Source organism: Chondrinema litorale, assembly GCF_026250525.1.
GTDB classification, from domain to species: domain Bacteria; phylum Bacteroidota; class Bacteroidia; order Cytophagales; family Flammeovirgaceae; genus Chondrinema; species Chondrinema litorale.
This window is the reverse complement of sequence record NZ_CP111050.1, coordinates 63,891-79,852: the sequence shown is the minus strand read 5'-3', so window position 1 is coordinate 79,852 and position 15,962 is coordinate 63,891. Positions and strand designations below refer to the sequence as shown.

Below are 15,962 nucleotides of genomic sequence, written 5' to 3'. Positions count from 1 at the left end.
CTTAATAGCTATAAGACAAATGACTACAGGTTCAAAGATTAAAATAATTACAGAAGTAAATATTAAATACTCAGAGGATATCACCTTCCTACTTAAGCTTTTCCGTCTTTATGCAGGAAAGGCTTCACTCTCAACCAAACAGCTTTCGCGTTTAGCAACTGCACTTAACGAAATTTCTAGAAATGCTTTACAATATGCCGGAGAAGCAAAAATCTCTTTTGGTATATATGAAGAACCCACAGAAAATTATTTTGCAGTACAAATCTCAGACAATGGTAAAGGTATATCTAACTTAGAAGATATACTTGCTGATAAAGTAGAAGGAAGTGGAGTTGGTATTATAGTGTCTAGAAAATTAGTTGATAAGTTTAATATTGAAACATCTTTAAATGGTACGAATGTTTTTCTAGCTGAAAAACTCAACCATACAAAAGACATCAACTCTGTAGAAATTAAAGATTGGAAAAATGATATAAGCAAAGAGAAAAACGAAGATAAATCTCTAAATGAATTACTCCATGCTTACGAAACTATCCGCGAGAAAGAAAACCAACTAGAAATTTCTAACAGAAAACTAAAAAATTATGTAACTCAACTAAAATCAAAAAATAGTGAGTTAAAGAATTTTGCAAGGGTAGTTTCACACGATTTAAAGTCTCCGCTTAATGTTGTGTTTATGGCTTCGGAGATGTTAAACTCTTTTTACATCGAAGACATGGGAGAGGAAGCTACGGAAATGTTAGAGATGATTATTACCGCTTCCAACAACATGAAGCAGCTCATAAACGACTATCTTAATTATGCCGCTGCCACTGCACAAGATGATAGACCTGAGCAAATCGATTTAAACGAAATTGTTTTTGATGTACAAGATTCTGTAAATCCGCCAGATCAAAAAGAAGTTCACATAGACTTTGGTGAGTTACCAAACATTTACTACGACAGGTTTGCTATAAAGCAAGTGCTTCAAAACCTTATAGATAATGCTGTTACTTATAATGATAAAGAAGAAGTAAAAATTAAGGTATCAGCAGAAAAAAATAAAACACATACAATAGTAAAGGTAGAAGATAATGGTCCAGGTATTCCAGAATCTCACTTTAAAGATATATTCGAACTTTATAGAACTGTAGGGCTCAAAGGAGTTGCTAAAAAAGGCACAGGTGTTGGCTTACCATTAATCAAAAGAATTGTCGAAAGAAACCATGGTAAAGTATGGGTAGACTCAATTTTGAACGAAGGTAGTAGTTTCTACTTTTCTATTCCCAACGAATCTGAATCGGTGTTTGAAAATGCGTAGAGTGAATTCTACAAATCTGTAGAATCAGAACACAAAAATTTTTCCACAAGTGATTTTTTAGCAAAAGCACAAAATTCTTAATTCACTGATTTACTGTAAGTTATACTTTTAAAAATAACAAAACCTGTAGTGGTATGATTATGTTAATAGGTTAAACAATTATTTACTTAAACATACTACTATGGAAAAGTACAGAAACATAAGTATCGGACTTATAACCGCAGTAGGTTACCTCATCTATTTTTTAATGATGCAACTTTTTGGTTTAGCTCAAAATATTGAGTTAAGAGGCCTTAATTTCTTTATATTGTTGGCCGGCATCATCTACAGTATTCACCTTTCAAAAATTAGCAGCTATAGAGAATTTAATTACTATAATGGATTCACCTCTGGGGTGACCGTAACAGTTGTAAGTGTGGTATCATTCAGCATATTAATGCTTATCTACTTACAATTTATAAATCCTCATTTAATGAGAACCATTCAGGAAACTGAACAACTTGGCCGATACATGGATCCATTTTCTGTAAGTGCAGTTATGCTTATAGAGGGTTGTGCATCTGGCTTTATAGGGACTTTTATGGTAATGCAATACCAAAAAGCCCGAAGCAGAAAGCTTAATGCTTAATTATTTGCACCACATTAAAACCAATAAATAAACTTAAAATCATGAAACGCGCTTTAAAAATTGGAAAGGTATTTAACACTAAAATAGAAATACACTGGACGTTTTTATTGCTAATAGCTTATGTAGCTTGGTCTACATATAATGCGGGAGGTAATTTAAATGAAATTGTATTACAAATCGCATTTGTGTTATCCATCTTTGTATGTGTTATTCTTCACGAATTAGGACACGTAAGAGCAGCCTATCACTTTGGCATACCTACCAAAAAAGTAACATTACTACCTATTGGAGGGGTAGCTCAAATTGAAAGAATGCCTGAAAAGCCAAAAGAAGAATTAATTGTTGCTATAGCCGGCCCATTGGTAAATGTAGCTATTGCACTCATCCTCTTTATAGTTTTTCCGATTACAGATATGTATAATGCAGCCTATGCTGAAAACAGTACCTCAATTAGTTATACTACCTTTCCTCTTTATTTATTCAGTGCAAATGTAGTTTTATTCCTATTTAACCTCATTCCTGCTTTTCCAATGGATGGAGGTAGAATATTAAGATCTATATTGGCAATGAAGATGTCTAGAATGAAAGCAACCAAAATTGCTTCTATAACCGGGCAGTGCTTTGCAGTTATATTTTTTGTTTTAGGATTAATGAATAACCCCTTTTTTGCTCTAATTGCTGTATTTATATTCTTTGGAGCTAGAAGTGAAAACTATACTGTACAAAGTCAAGAACTACTTAATGGATACGAAGTGCAAGATGCCATGATGACCAACTATCTTGTGCTTTCACCAGAAGAAACAATTGACTCTGCCATTAGAAAAATGGTTTCCGGGCCAGACATAGACTTATTAGTTATAGAAGATAACAAAGTACAAGGTATCGTTACCAGAGAGAAACTCATAAGCAAATCTAAAGAAAGAAACAGCTATGAGATTTTGGTAAGAGATATAATGAGTAAGAATTTTAGAGTACTTGAGGAACACAACAAATTATCTGATACTTATCTGATGTTGCAGCGAACTAAAAATCGCTTGTTTCCTGTACTACGAAATAAAGAGCTAGCCGGAGTTATCAATCTAGAGAAGATTCAGCATTTTATCATGATGAAAGCTAAAGGCTTTCAATATTAATCTATACATTTTTTAAACTATTATTAAACCAAAACAACTGGAATTATGAACAATCGATTTGAAAATTTAATGAAAAGTATCGATCAAAAAAGAAAATTGATTTTAAAAGAACATCCAGAATTGTATAAGAGTCTATCAGCAATTCCTAACGTAAATAAAGATGGGAAAGGTAGAGCCGTACTAAAAAGTTACCTTTCTACTTTAGGCAGACTTTTGCACTCGCATCCAAGAAAGAGATATCTAAGATTTGGATAATTATATATCAGATAGATTTAAAAACTGACTCAAAGCCTTTTTAACTAATATGTTAAAAAGGCTTTGTTTTTTACTTATCAATTTTATTGATTTAAATATAAATCATATATCGAATGAATTGTAAACAGGAGTGAATATGAATCACAATTGCTTTTAGCTTTCCACAAAACTTAGCTTTTAATTCGAGATGAAACTATAAGGCTAGTTATTATACAAACCATATTAGGTTCATGTATTATCAATGAGATATTCTTAATAAACTCTCCCCTATTGTTCCTTCTTCTAATTTAAAAAGTCAGCATGTCTCATCAAGATATAAATTATCTATTCAATTTTTTCTGTAGCATACTTAGCAAGTTTTATAGCATGCCGATTTTTAACGAGAATACATTATTCGCAATAATCAACTAACTCCACTATAAAAAACTACACTTGTAGAAAGTATGATTAATAAAATGATAATTATAGTTTGAAAGGGGGAACGCAATTAGGTTTACTCACTTTAGGCTGTATAAGTAAATGCTAGTGTATGATTCTGATATTCTATACTAGTTTTAATCTATCCTAATAAAGAATAATTAAACTATTAACCTAAGTACAATTAATACGATTATAAAACTTAGAACACATATTATAAGCCCAGCCATAAATATGTTGTAGGAGATTCTGAGCAATTTATATTTTCTGTTTAGCACATGTCCCAGTTGATAGATATCTATGCTCATATCATCATACAAAGCATTCTGATTAGACCTGAAAAATACTAGTTTATCTAGAAACTTCTGTTTTGCCATGCGTACGAAATTACCGAAGAATAAAAAGCTGCCTTTTGCTTTTTTTATCTTTTCTTCGTCTAGCTTTTTAGAGGTAACCTCTGGCCTTGCAGAAATGATTGCAAAAATAACAGAAGCTAAAGAAGCCAGTAGCAAAAATAAAATTGGTAATGTATATTGTATGTTTTCTAGTAGCAGATTACTTGTAAAAGAAAAGCCTGTAACCCCAGTAATAATTATAGACATAATAATCGTATTGATGCTAATCATCATGTTTGCTTTGGCATCTGCAATTGAACTCAGGTTAATATGATTTCTATAAACAGCACGATACATGGTTTCTATACCTCTACCTTGCTTTTTATTATTCTCACCTTTAATATTCTCTGTTACCTTAATAATGTTTTTCTCTTTTCTCTTATTGAGGTTTTCAGATGCATAATCGGTATAAAACCTGGCACAACTTATAATGTTAAGTGCTTCTTTATGCCATTCATTTTCAGGATATACTTTGCCTTCAAAATGTTCTCGCTCTAGTCGAAGCAATTCCATTTTCGTATTGAAACCTTTTTGTCCTAAAAAAGACCAATAAGTATCGTGTATAATTTGAGAAAGTAAATCTTCGTGATCAGGAGCATTTGTAGATTGAATTAAACCTGCAACTCTTTCCTGAGTTTTAGTTGAAATATCGATTTTACTTAAAAAGCTTTTGGCATGCTTTGCACTTGCTTCTCTAAAAGATTTATAATTATCTGCAACTCCAGTATTATGGAAAGCCACAGCAGTTAATAGAAGTTCTTTGTCTTCGTCTTTTATAGAATAGTGATCTGCTGCGTCTTCACAAAAAATGAGCATATCTTTCGTATGCTCATAAGTATGAAATAGTAAGTACTCAGACTTACTATTCAATATTATTTTTTTAGCTTGTTCTAAAGCTTCTTTATCTATTTTACTATCAATATCCGGCATAAATTTATAACCACAATTTGACTATTATGTTGAAATAATTGATTTTGTACTTTTCTTAAAGGTAAAATAGCTATACACCCAGTTGGCAAAAACCACTGCTTTTTGTCTAAAACCAATAAGAAAGAATAAGTGAATAAACATCCAAGATAACCAAGCAGGTAAACCGCTTAAATGCCATCCGAAAGGAGTATCTACCACTGCTTTATTTCTACCTACAGTTGCCATTACACCTTTGTTTGTATACTCAAATTTTTCAAGTGGTTTATTCTCTAGCAAATGTTTAAAGTTTTTTGCTAAGTGTCTACCTTGCTGCATAGCTACTGGTGCAAGCATAGGAAACCCCTTCTCATATTCTTCTGTTTTCATAGAAGCTACATCGCCCAGAGCAAATACATTATCGTAACCAATTACTTTATTATATCTGTCTACTTCAATTCTGCTTTTGCTAATATGTTCTTCATTAATTCCTTCAATTACATTACCCATTACTCCTGCTGCCCAAATGAGCGTATTAGATTGCAGATAAGTACCATCACTTAGTTTTATTTTGCTACCTTCTACCTTCTCTACTAGTGTATTCAGCTTAAGCTTTACACCTAGCTCTTCCATATATTCTTTCGTTCTATTTCTTGAACTTTCAGACATGCCATTCAAAACAGAATCCATCCCTTCTACCAAGTAAACATTAATTTTGGAAGTGTCTATGGTATCATATTCTTTAGGAATAACTTTCTTTTTAAGCTCACTAAGTGCGCCTGCCATCTCGATACCTGTAGGGCCACCTCCTACTATCACTACATTTAGAAGTTTCTCCTTTTCTACCTCGTCTGCAACTGTAACTGCTTGCTCTAAACATTGAAATAGGTGATTCCTTAATGCAAATGCTTCGCCTACTTCTTTTAATGTAAAAGACTTTTCTGCTACCGTTTCTTCTCCAAAAAAATTCGCTTTTGAACCTGTTGCAATTACCAGATAATCGTAGTCTAGTAAACCAATATTGGTTTGTACTAAATTACTTTCAGGAATTACCTTATCTACTGAGGCCATTCTAAAATAGAAATTGTGCGATCTCAGGTTTTCTCTTAAAGGTGCTGCTACAGAGTCGGGGTCTAAACCTGCTGTTGCAACTTGATATAACAAAGGTTGGAAAGTATGGTAATTATTTTTATCCAACATCACTATCTGATAATCGGATTTTAAAAGAGGTTTTGCCAGTTCCATACCAGCAAAACCTCCTCCTATAATTACAATCCGTTTTTTATCAGTCTTAGGTATATCTGTTAAGATATTCGATTTAATATTATTTACTAAAGTCATTTTAGCTGGTTATTTTTGGATTGAAAAATTGGTATTTGGATGGTCTTATTTTTGAAACTCTTCGCTGTCTGCCGCTGTCTTAAAATTTTCAGCTAAATGATTGATACCAGCCATATCATCAATTTTATAATAGTCTCTACCAAGAATAAATATTGGTGTATCTAATACAGTCGGATTAACTTTTATCACTTTAGCTAAGCTATCAAAGTTTTCAATATCATCCATTTTAGTTTCCATTTGATCAATTTTGTGCTTGTTTACAAAGTGGTGTAATGGTGCACCAGTTCTTTCACACATTTCTGCCAAATGGCTAATATTTATATCACCTTTGCTAATGTCTAATTCTACAAATTTTAGTGGTGTAGACTTAGCATAAGCCAAAAGTTTTTTATCATTATATTCATTCGAGTTATACACGAACTGATATTTTTCATATGTCATCATGGTTAGTAAGTTTAAGTGTTTAATCTTCTTTAAGTTATTATATAAAAAGATAATGCCACGAAAACAGAGAAATATAAGACACTGTACTTCAATGGTTTATAAATAACTCCATTTCTAATTGAATAAAATATTGGGGTTATTATTAACATCTCTGTAGAATTAATTCCACATAACTATAAAGTGATTTATGAACCATAAAAAAAGCGGGCTTCTAAGTTTAGAAGCCCGCTTTTTATGTCAATATCTATCTCAATCAAGTGTTGTTTACCAAAACTACTTTTACTTTATCATTTTTAGTAACATCTTTAAAAAACTCTCTTAATTCATTATATGAGTCTGATGGGAAAGTACCCGGATTCATTTCAAGTTTTCTAAAATATCTGATTACATTTTCATCTGCTTCTATCTTCATTTCGTATTTGCCAAACTGAGTTTCGATAGTAACTGGCTCTGGCTGATACTCTATATGGTATTTTTCTGGCAAATGAAACTCAATAGTATCTGTATCCACAAAATCAAACTGATTACTCAAGTGCACATCTCTAACTCTGTCTTCATCTATGGATGGCATATAATCCCATTTCGATAAAATATTTGGGCTAACGAAAATTCTCTTACCACTTACCGAAGAAAATTTTGGTGCTTTTATTTTCAGCTTTTCATCTATATATGGCAATGAAGTCTTAATACGCTTTAGCTCAAAATCTTCAATCGAAATGTTAGATAAATCTATGTGTTCATACAACCATTTTTTTTGGTCTTCTTGTGAGTTTTCGCAAATCCAAGACCGTGAACCTTCTTGTAAAGTGCTATACTTTGTACTTACTTCTATAGCTGCATTTCCACTTTCGTCTATATCAACTACAGCTTTTCTTTTTGTATAATTTACATCTTTATTGTACGCTGGAGTATGTAACAGTTTTCCTCCTTCTGGTGTAATAGCCAACACATCTCTATCACCAGTAAACTCACTCATGTAACCAAAAGCTTGTGTCTGGCTAGTACATTCTAACCACACAGTATCTTGCTTTAATGGCACACACAAAATAACATGATTAAAGTAATCGGCAGGGAAATCTCTTTTTACTGGAAAGAAATCATCATCAGCCCCTACTAATGTATAATAAGATTCGATTCCTACAGCTTCGAGCATCGCTTTAGTATAATTAGAAAGTGCTTTACAATCTCCATATCCTTTTTCGTCTACTGTAGATGCAGGGAATGGCTTTATCCCTCCTATTCCGACTTGGATACTTACATATCTGGTTTTATTCTGCAAATAATCATAGATGATTGCTACCTTCTCTTTTTCAGATTTGGCATTGGCAGTTAAATTTTTCAATTTGCTTTTGGTACTCTCAGATAAATCTCGCGTAGTAGAATTTAACTTAGCGTAAAACTTACCATAACTTTGCCAGTCACTCATCTCCCCTGTTTCACCTTCTATACCAAACTTGGTTGGAGCTAACATTACCATTTTTTCATAAGCAATACGATCAGAAAAAGGCTCGTATTCATACGCTGGTAAATTAGCTACAGTCCATTTGTAAACTTTTAATCCATCTTCATTAGAAATCTTTACTGCATCAACATTTGTTTCATGATATCTCAAACCTAAATCTTGAGGCATTTTTACGGTAATGCTTGCATCTTGCACAGAAATTTTTCGCGATCTTTGCGGATTCCAGATAGGATAATAATAGAGACCATCATATTCAATCTCACATTCGAACTCAACTGTATAAGGATATGAGTGATGCTCTAAATTAGCAACTTTAATTCTATTGTCTTCATAAAGCGAGAAGCCCGAGATATTACTTTGATCTATAATATCACTATTTTTTAACTTCTTAATAAGTTTGCCATTCGCATCATAAATGTACCCTTTTATATTGTCAATCTTTACTAAATTATCGTACCTTTCAACAAAAGTGGCATAATCGTCACCCGTACTTTTTAACACAGTATATGCCCAATGTTTCTTTAGAATTCCCTTATCATAAGACACCACTGTAAATTCTCTTTCGTCTAGTCTGAGTACTGCAACCGCATCTCCTTTCAATTCTTCAGGTATATCTCTAGCAGGAAACTTTATATCTCCTGCCAGTACTGAAAACGGAAACATTAATACTAGAGCAATTAAGCTAAGCAATCTCTCCTTTATCATATTTTTTAGTTTTGAAATTTTATTAAGTTCTTTTCTTCAATACAATGGTTTCGTTTTGCTTATTTACCACATAATTGAAGAATTCTTTTAAGTAAGCATATTCACTCGGTAAAAACATAACCTTGTTAATTTCGAATGAGCAACGCAACTGCACTGTTTGTCCCGTACTTACAACCTGATAAGAGAATTTACCAGCTTCTTCTGGTAATACCACTACAGCAGGTTCCGGAATTTCGTCAACTTCATAGCCCTCTGGTAATACCAAAGTAGCTGTTAGTTTTTGTTTTATTGGGCAAGCAAAATCTACTGGGTAATCTCTTTTTTCCTGAGTAAAAGGATTGCTTTCTACAATTTTCTCTACAAATGGATTAAAGTAGAATATATCTGCCATATCATCTACTGCCTCAACAGAATATCTAAAATCTACTTTCTTTCTTTCTTCTTCTAAATCAGAAACTTTATGGTCGTTGATAATAAAAAAATCTTCCAGATCGGCCTTTTTTTCTTTAATCATATCATCTAGACCAGTCTTAGTAATTTCTTTTCTTATCATGGTTGAGCTATACTCTTTATAAGAGCTCATTATATCACCAGCCAATTTTCCATCTTTCATCTGAAGGAATACATTTGTTGTTGCATTCAGTCCTCCATTTGGTCTAATATTAATCCATTGTGATCTATCTTTATCAATAATTCTACCCATCCAATTTAAGCAGCGAATAGGCAACATACCTGGTAACAAATCTTTGTCTGTTGCATCTAGCATTAATGTACTTTCGCCCATGTTCACTCCACAAATCACATAATTTAATTTGTCGATCATTGGTAAAGCCATATTCAGTTTACCGTTTGACCTGGTACTTAATGCTATCGGGAAAGCATCGATATCTAATTGTTGTAAAAGTGAGGTCAACAATAGGTTAATATCTGCAGCATTACCTTTTCTATTGTTAAAGATATTTTTAAGGTTATCTGATGCATATAAAGCTGAAGAGCCATTCCAAGACATATATTGTCTTATCATTTCATATGCATAAATAATTTTTTCTTGTTCTGTACTTGCTTTGGCTAAAATCTGTGCAGCAAATTCTTTTAGGTATGCTCCTTTTCCTACTTGTCTTCCAAACTCTTCATCTAACAGTAATCGCTCATTAATTTTTTCCCAGCTCCCCAAAACATTTTCGTATGTCCTACCTGGTATTTGAAATGAAGCTAACTGATATTTTATGTTTACCACATAATCGTCTATCGTAGTTATATAATCTTCTTCTTTAATTGCTGGAGCATGTTCTAATACCCAAACTTCCTGATTTTCTTGATAGGTTAATGTAGATGTTCCAGAACCTACGGTTGTGCTCACTGTATTTTGACTTTTTAACTGTAATGGCATAAAACCACCAGTTACTTTTTGATATGTATAATACTCAGGAACCTTCACATCGTACTCACTGTAGATTACAGGTATCTCTTCTTGAAATTGCCAATCTTTTAAAAAGGTATAAAAGTCAGATGTAATTTTGTAAGTGTACTCTAACACGCAACCTTCTGTAACATTAGGCATCGTAAATCTGGTAGAGTTCCAGTATTTATTTTCCTGCTCTTTGTAAATTGCACTCTTGTCAAGTTTATACTTTTCTACTTTTCCATCTTCTAATACATAAGTATAGCCCTTAATTGCAAATACCTCTTCGTCATGTGCTCCTTTGTCATAAGTTGGTATGTATGCATCTGCATATTCATATCCATCTTTGTTAAAAATCTTTACACGCCTGTGCCTTTCAAATACAAGTTCAAAACTTTCTTTACCAGTGTTGTATTGGAAATATGTACGGGCCACGTCAAACAAAACTACGGCTGATGCGCTAGAGTCCTTTTCATAAATACTCATCTCTAACACGTCTTTATCAATCTTACCAAACTTTTCAGGTTGGGCTGATGCTAAAAATTGAATCGATAGTAGTAATAGAAATGTTAAATGCGAAATCTTTCTAAAATCCATACAAATAATGTTTTTATCCAAAAAAACTGTTTGTTAGCCATATTAGGGTAATTTTAATGTTAATAAAAACTAACACCCCTAAACAATTAATTTTCTACAACTAAAATTAAAGGAGTAAATCTTCGATTTTGGCTCAAATTCTAGCATTTACTCATATTTCCTTATTTTTTATTCAGCTTATTATTAGGCAAAAATTTCTATGAATGCAGTATGCCTTAAATATTTCCTCTAATATCAGCTCTACACCTCCTGATGTACTTTGTTAGTAATTGATTTGAATTCTTTACGTGCTATCTTTCTCACTTTCTACCAATAGAAATTTGTTACTCATTTATATAATTGTGTTTTGTGAAAAAGATACTAACAATTAGTGGCAATTTATTTTCGATTCTAAGGATGACACGATCTACTGATTTGTCTATCATTCACTGGCTAGAAACTTTTAATATGTCTAGAAAAAGCGATTCCCGAAAGTGTCGTTGTATTTTGCTTTTTTGAAGCAGGTTTTAGCTATTCTTTTTTTATATAAAGCTCTTTTTTTAAAGTGAAAAGCTTCTCTACAGTCCTACATTAGAATGTATTTAATATTGATTTAACTTTACAATATCTATTTGCTTTCAATTATTTATTTGCTGATTTGAAATTTTAAATTTTTTGTAATAATCAGAGTAAATAAATTTTTCAATTATCCATTAATACAAAATTTTCAACTGAAATTTTCAAAAGACGACACTTTCGGGAAGATAAAACGACACTTTCGGGTTAAAGCTATTATTTAGAATTTTCTAATAATTTGTCGCTTAGTAAGCTTCTACTTCTCTCAATTTAGGGGCAAAAATGTTAAAAAATAAGCTTATTAGTCTCTTATTTACTTAAAGTAATTATTTCTATAATCTATTTAAATACTTGGTTGATAGCATTTTATAATAAAAAATATTAGTTAATTTCAATAATGACGACATTTTCGGGAAAAACATCCTTTTTACTATATAATTATATCAAAACTTCCTCATAATCAGCATGTAATATAAACTTTTAATGTTTTTTTATTTTTATATTCTTTTTAACTTTTAGAAGGCCATAATTGGCAGATAATCAACTAGTTACGCTACTAAAAAACGACATAAACGGGTTTAAAAACGACGTTTTCGGGCCTAAAACAGACATTTACGGGCAGTTTAAACGACATAAACGGGCTTGCAAGCGACAGTTTTGGGAATATGCAACGACAACTTCGGGAAACAACGACTATTTCGGGATATTGAACGACAACTTCGGGAATGTTCTGTCTTAATTGGAATTAGCAAAAAAAAATTTCGGAAATTACCAGAAAAAATAACGACTTTTGTTTGCGATCGTCGTTACTATAAGTAAATTGCACTATGCAAATGAGTATTGTAGAACATTCGGCAGCACGTAGACAACCTGCGGTTATCAAAGCGAATAGCCTCATTGAGGCTAAATATAAGCTTAGTGCTCGTGAACAAAAAGTATTGCTGTTCTTAATTTCGAAGCTTGACTCAAAGTCTTCGAATCCGGGATATGTTTATCAAACTCATGTTGATGAAATCATGCAGGTACTCAAAGACTCCGGAATAAAATGGGGCGATGCATATACCTGTTTTACAGAGATCATTATGCTTCTCAAAAGTAAGCCGATTAGCATCCATTCAGATGGTGAATTGATTATGGCAAACTGGTTGGGAACTGTCTCTTTAGTAGAAAAGTCTGGCGTGGTTAAATTTTCATTCGATTCTTTAATAGCTCCTTTCATTTTCGAGATTAAGAAGAATTTCACCAAGTATCCTCTTCGACATGTAATAAAACTGAGAAGTACTTATAGCATTAGAATCTATGAGTTGTTGAAGCAATATGCGAGAATTGGAGAGAGAAAGTTTGATTTGATGGAGTTAAGGCAAGTGCTTGGCATTGAAGATGACCTTTACCCGCGTTTTTTTGATTTTAAAAAGCGTGTAATTGAGCCAGCTCAAAAAGAAATTGCGGAGCATACCGACATAGAATTCACCTTCAAAAAAATTAAGCACAAACGTACCATTGTCGGAATCTACTTTAAAATTATTTTTAGTGATGATAGTGCTGCCTCATATTATGAAAATGGAGCTCAAGAAGTAAGTAACGACTCCCCTACCCCTCAACAAGAAAATATAAATAAACCTTCTGAAACCAAGGCTAAGTTTTCTGATAAAACTGATAGAGAAAAAAGACTAATCGAAAGGCTAGAAGAACTAAAGCTAGATGACTGGCAGATTGAAAGAATTATGACAGAAGTTGGAGCTGCTGCAGAAACTGGTATTTGGAAACTGGTGAATGAGATCAAAATGGATAATCGTGATGGTAGAGTTAAAAGCAATTTAGGTGCTTATGCTGCCAAACGATTTGACCAATTTTTTGCTTTAGGATTTTTCGATTAATACAGTCTCACTTCAAATATAAAATATTAAACATTCTCTTGATTTTGTTCTCTATGTAGAAAGGTAGAAAAGTGTAAAGGTATAACTTCTTCTTTCTACTTAAAGAAATTTCTATTGTAGAAAAGTTTCTTTATAGAATAGTGGTTTTTCTTCTAAAATACATTTATACTTGTGTTAATATATACAAGTGATGTATTCTATTTGTGTAATTATCTTTTCTTACACATATCTTAATGAAGAATAGTAATAATGTAGGTGTGTAGTAGTTTACTGTTGTATAAAAGTGGGTGTTTCTATATATATACTTCTCTCTTAATAGAAGGTAGTAATTACTCTAAGTGTAAATAGAGTTAAGTATAAAATTCTTCTATTCTTTAATTAGAAGTATATATTTGTAGAAAGAAGGAGAAGTAGTAAGTTATCGGATTTGATTCTTCTATAAAAAGAAAAGAAGTTTTCGAGAGTAATAGAAAAGAAGAAAGGTAGAATTAAGGAAAAGTATTAAAGAGTATAAATATTAAATTCTAAAATGAGCGCAACGATAATATCATTTATGAACAGAAAAGGTGGCGTAGGTAAATCCACTTTACTGTTGCTTACAGCTTCATCTTTACATCATAGAACAGGAAAAAAGGTATTGGTGATAGATGCTGATTTGCAAACATCAATTTTAGGCCTCAGAGATGAAGAAAAAGAGATGGAGCAAGGAAATGGTAGCTTTTATGAAATAATTGGCTTTAGCTGGTCTAAAAAGAATGCTAGTGACATTCCATTACTTCGATTTCATAAGCTTATTCAGCAAATTGAAAATAAATACGATTATGTATTGGTAGATACACCCGGTAAAATGGAAGGAGAAGAGGTACCTCTTATCATGACAATATCAGATTTTATTGTTGTTCCTATAATTGCTTCTTCATTTGATATCCAATCTACAATCGATTTTCTAGAAATTATTCCACCAATTAGAGAAGACAAAATAAAAGAAGGTTTTGAGTTGAAAGTTTTTGGTGTTGTAAATAAAAAGGACAGAAGTTTGGAGCATAAACACCTTGAAGCTTTACAAGGTATTGCAGGAATGGAATTGTTCGACACGCATATTTCTAACCTAGTAAGATACAAAAGAGACAAGTCTACCTTCTATGATTTGGTTGATCCAAAAGAAAAAGAAGATGAGTTTAATCTATACTTTAATGAATTGTTGGATAAAATAAAAGAATAAAAAATGGCAAAAAGAAATAAATCTGACCTAGTTGGCAATCTGATAAACAAAAGAAAACTGATGGAATCTGCACCAGTTGAAAAGGAAGATGAGCCAGTAAGTACAGTAGTTGTTGAAGAAAAACCTGAACCAAAAGTAGAAAGTAAAACAGAAGTAAAAGATAAAAAAACTACTACTGCCAAAACAACTACTAAAAAACCTGTTGCTAAGAAGAGAGGTTTAGGTGAAGTTGATTCAATCCTAAACGATCTTAAAGAAGATAAAAAGCAAGACAAATATTCTTCTATCAAAATAAAAACAGATCTATATAACAGAGTAAAAAAGATAGCTCGAAAAGAAGGTATAGATAGACATGGTCATTTAATAGATAGAGTGCTCACTGACTTTTGTGATAGATATGAAGGTAAGTAGATAATTCTACTTTTCTTCTTGTGTCTATTTTGTTTTTAATTTTCGTGAATCTTATATTGGAGATATGGATGAAGTTAAACTTTTTGAGTCTAAACAAATCAGATCCATCTATCATGATGGGCAATGGTATTTTTCTGTAGTAGATGTAATTGCCGTTTTAACAGATAGTAACAATCCGCGCAACTATTGGAGTACGCTTAAAACAAGAGAGCAAAATAGAACAGGAATTGAACTGTCCACAATTTGTGTACAGTTGAAATTGCCAGTTGCTAATGGGAGAAAATATGCGACTGATTGTGCCAACCAAGAAGCTTTACTCAGAATTATTCAGTCGGTTCCTTCGCCAAAAGCGGAGCCATTTAAACGCTGGTTGGCAAAGGTAGGGGCCAATGTTATTGATGAGAAAAACAACAAGCGCTTGGCTGCGCATAAAAAGTTGAAAGAAACGCAAAATCGATTCTTTGAAAATGTAAAAGATAGGGGAGTGGGTGAAGAAGGATTTATAAGAGTTTTAGATGCAGGAGATAAAGCATTGTTTGATGGAGTAGACATGAACCAAAAGTATGAAGTTAAGGAAGATGAAAGTCCTGATGATTATATGAATAATCTTTTATTAAAAGGGAAAGACTTTGCTACTGAGTTGAGTAATCACCATGTGATAAAAAAAGATTTGAAGGGAGAAGATGAGATATCAAAAGAGCATGAGGAACAGAATAAAGCGATAAGAAAACATTTAACGGATCAAGATATTAAACCAGAAGAGTTGCCACCTGAGTCAAATATCAAAGACATCAAAAAATTGAAGAAATAAAAAATCCCTTTAAGTAAAGGGATTTTAAGGGTTTAATATGAAAAGGTGATCTTCTGCAAATTCTATTAGAAAATCATTTATTTACCTTTAAAAGGTATTTA

The 15,962-nt window shown here is 32.3% G+C and carries 13 protein-coding genes; 8 read left to right on the top strand and 5 right to left on the bottom strand.

Going from position 1 to position 15,962, the window contains the following annotated elements; all coding sequences use genetic code 11:
- The first annotated feature begins 19 nt into the window (after positions 1-19).
- From OQ292_RS29785 to OQ292_RS29770, 4 genes are all read left to right on the top strand, one after another.
- Positions 20-1,300 (top strand): ATP-binding protein, encoded by a 1,281-nt coding sequence (locus OQ292_RS29785; protein ID WP_284687933.1) that lies wholly within the window; start codon positions 20-22, stop codon positions 1,298-1,300.
- Positions 1,301-1,481: 181 nt separating this feature from the next.
- Positions 1,482-1,928, top strand: coding sequence for a hypothetical protein (locus OQ292_RS29780; RefSeq protein ID WP_284687932.1), 447 nt, complete (start codon positions 1,482-1,484; stop codon positions 1,926-1,928).
- A 41-nt stretch (positions 1,929-1,969) separates the two neighbouring features.
- Positions 1,970-3,061, top strand: a complete 1,092-nt coding sequence (locus tag OQ292_RS29775; protein ID WP_284687931.1) for a site-2 protease family protein — start codon at positions 1,970-1,972, stop codon at positions 3,059-3,061.
- Positions 3,062-3,106: 45 nt separating this feature from the next.
- Entirely contained in the window at positions 3,107-3,316 is a 210-nt protein-coding gene (locus OQ292_RS29770; protein ID WP_284687930.1) for a hypothetical protein, read from the top strand.
- A 578-nt stretch (positions 3,317-3,894) separates the two neighbouring features.
- Here OQ292_RS29770 and OQ292_RS29765 read toward each other — a convergent pair.
- The 5 genes from OQ292_RS29765 to OQ292_RS29745 all read right to left on the bottom strand — a co-directional run bounded on the left by OQ292_RS29765 (position 3,895) and on the right by OQ292_RS29745 (position 10,985).
- On the bottom strand, positions 3,895-5,058 hold the full coding sequence (locus OQ292_RS29765) for a Pycsar system effector family protein (protein WP_284687929.1): 1,164 nt from the start codon (positions 5,056-5,058) through the stop codon (positions 3,895-3,897).
- A 24-nt stretch (positions 5,059-5,082) separates the two neighbouring features.
- Entirely contained in the window at positions 5,083-6,375 is a 1,293-nt protein-coding gene (locus tag OQ292_RS29760; RefSeq protein WP_284687928.1) for an NAD(P)/FAD-dependent oxidoreductase, read from the bottom strand.
- A gap of 45 nt (positions 6,376-6,420) precedes the next feature.
- The gene (locus OQ292_RS29755; protein ID WP_284687927.1) at positions 6,421-6,819 is read right to left on the bottom strand and encodes a hypothetical protein; all 399 of its coding nucleotides are present in this window, start codon (positions 6,817-6,819) and stop codon (positions 6,421-6,423) included.
- Between the two features lie 253 nt (positions 6,820-7,072).
- The gene (locus OQ292_RS29750) at positions 7,073-8,986 is read right to left on the bottom strand and encodes a DUF3857 domain-containing transglutaminase family protein (protein WP_284687926.1); all 1,914 of its coding nucleotides are present in this window, start codon (positions 8,984-8,986) and stop codon (positions 7,073-7,075) included.
- 22 nt (positions 8,987-9,008) lie between these two features.
- Positions 9,009-10,985: a DUF3858 domain-containing protein gene (locus tag OQ292_RS29745; RefSeq protein WP_284687925.1), complete on the bottom strand. Its 1,977-nt coding sequence runs from the start codon at positions 10,983-10,985 to the stop codon at positions 9,009-9,011.
- Between the two features lie 1,382 nt (positions 10,986-12,367).
- On the opposite strand from OQ292_RS29745, the gene OQ292_RS29740 reads away from it, so the two are divergent.
- The 4 genes from OQ292_RS29740 (at position 12,368) to OQ292_RS29725 (ending at position 15,861) form a co-directional block, all read left to right on the top strand.
- The gene (locus OQ292_RS29740; RefSeq protein ID WP_284687924.1) at positions 12,368-13,417 is read left to right on the top strand and encodes a replication initiation protein; all 1,050 of its coding nucleotides are present in this window, start codon (positions 12,368-12,370) and stop codon (positions 13,415-13,417) included.
- Positions 13,418-13,946: 529 nt separating this feature from the next.
- The gene (locus OQ292_RS29735; RefSeq protein WP_284687923.1) at positions 13,947-14,639 is read left to right on the top strand and encodes a ParA family protein; all 693 of its coding nucleotides are present in this window, start codon (positions 13,947-13,949) and stop codon (positions 14,637-14,639) included.
- 3 nt (positions 14,640-14,642) lie between these two features.
- Complete coding sequence (locus tag OQ292_RS29730; RefSeq protein ID WP_284687922.1) at positions 14,643-15,050, top strand: hypothetical protein; 408 nt, start codon at positions 14,643-14,645, stop codon at positions 15,048-15,050.
- Positions 15,051-15,114: 64 nt separating this feature from the next.
- Positions 15,115-15,861: a BRO family protein gene (locus OQ292_RS29725; protein ID WP_348970685.1), complete on the top strand. Its 747-nt coding sequence runs from the start codon at positions 15,115-15,117 to the stop codon at positions 15,859-15,861.
- Positions 15,862-15,962 lie beyond the last annotated feature (101 nt).

Bases quoted from the DNA above. Each gene is read 5' to 3' on its own strand.
- OQ292_RS29785 (WP_284687933.1), top strand. From the start codon at position 20: ATGACTACAGGTTCAAAGATTAAAATAATTACAGAAGTAAATATTAAA.
- OQ292_RS29780 (WP_284687932.1), top strand. From the start codon at position 1,482: ATGGAAAAGTACAGAAACATAAGTATCGGACTTATAACCGCAGTAGGT.
- OQ292_RS29775 (WP_284687931.1), top strand. From the start codon at position 1,970: ATGAAACGCGCTTTAAAAATTGGAAAGGTATTTAACACTAAAATAGAA.
- OQ292_RS29770 (WP_284687930.1), top strand. From the start codon at position 3,107: ATGAACAATCGATTTGAAAATTTAATGAAAAGTATCGATCAAAAAAGA.
- OQ292_RS29765 (WP_284687929.1), bottom strand. From the start codon at position 5,058: ATGCCGGATATTGATAGTAAAATAGATAAAGAAGCTTTAGAACAAGCT.
- OQ292_RS29760 (WP_284687928.1), bottom strand. From the start codon at position 6,375: ATGACTTTAGTAAATAATATTAAATCGAATATCTTAACAGATATACCT.
- OQ292_RS29755 (WP_284687927.1), bottom strand. From the start codon at position 6,819: ATGATGACATATGAAAAATATCAGTTCGTGTATAACTCGAATGAATAT.
- OQ292_RS29750 (WP_284687926.1), bottom strand. From the start codon at position 8,986: ATGATAAAGGAGAGATTGCTTAGCTTAATTGCTCTAGTATTAATGTTT.
- OQ292_RS29745 (WP_284687925.1), bottom strand. From the start codon at position 10,985: ATGGATTTTAGAAAGATTTCGCATTTAACATTTCTATTACTACTATCG.
- OQ292_RS29740 (WP_284687924.1), top strand. From the start codon at position 12,368: ATGCAAATGAGTATTGTAGAACATTCGGCAGCACGTAGACAACCTGCG.
- OQ292_RS29735 (WP_284687923.1), top strand. From the start codon at position 13,947: ATGAGCGCAACGATAATATCATTTATGAACAGAAAAGGTGGCGTAGGT.
- OQ292_RS29730 (WP_284687922.1), top strand. From the start codon at position 14,643: ATGGCAAAAAGAAATAAATCTGACCTAGTTGGCAATCTGATAAACAAA.
- OQ292_RS29725 (WP_348970685.1), top strand. From the start codon at position 15,115: ATGGATGAAGTTAAACTTTTTGAGTCTAAACAAATCAGATCCATCTAT.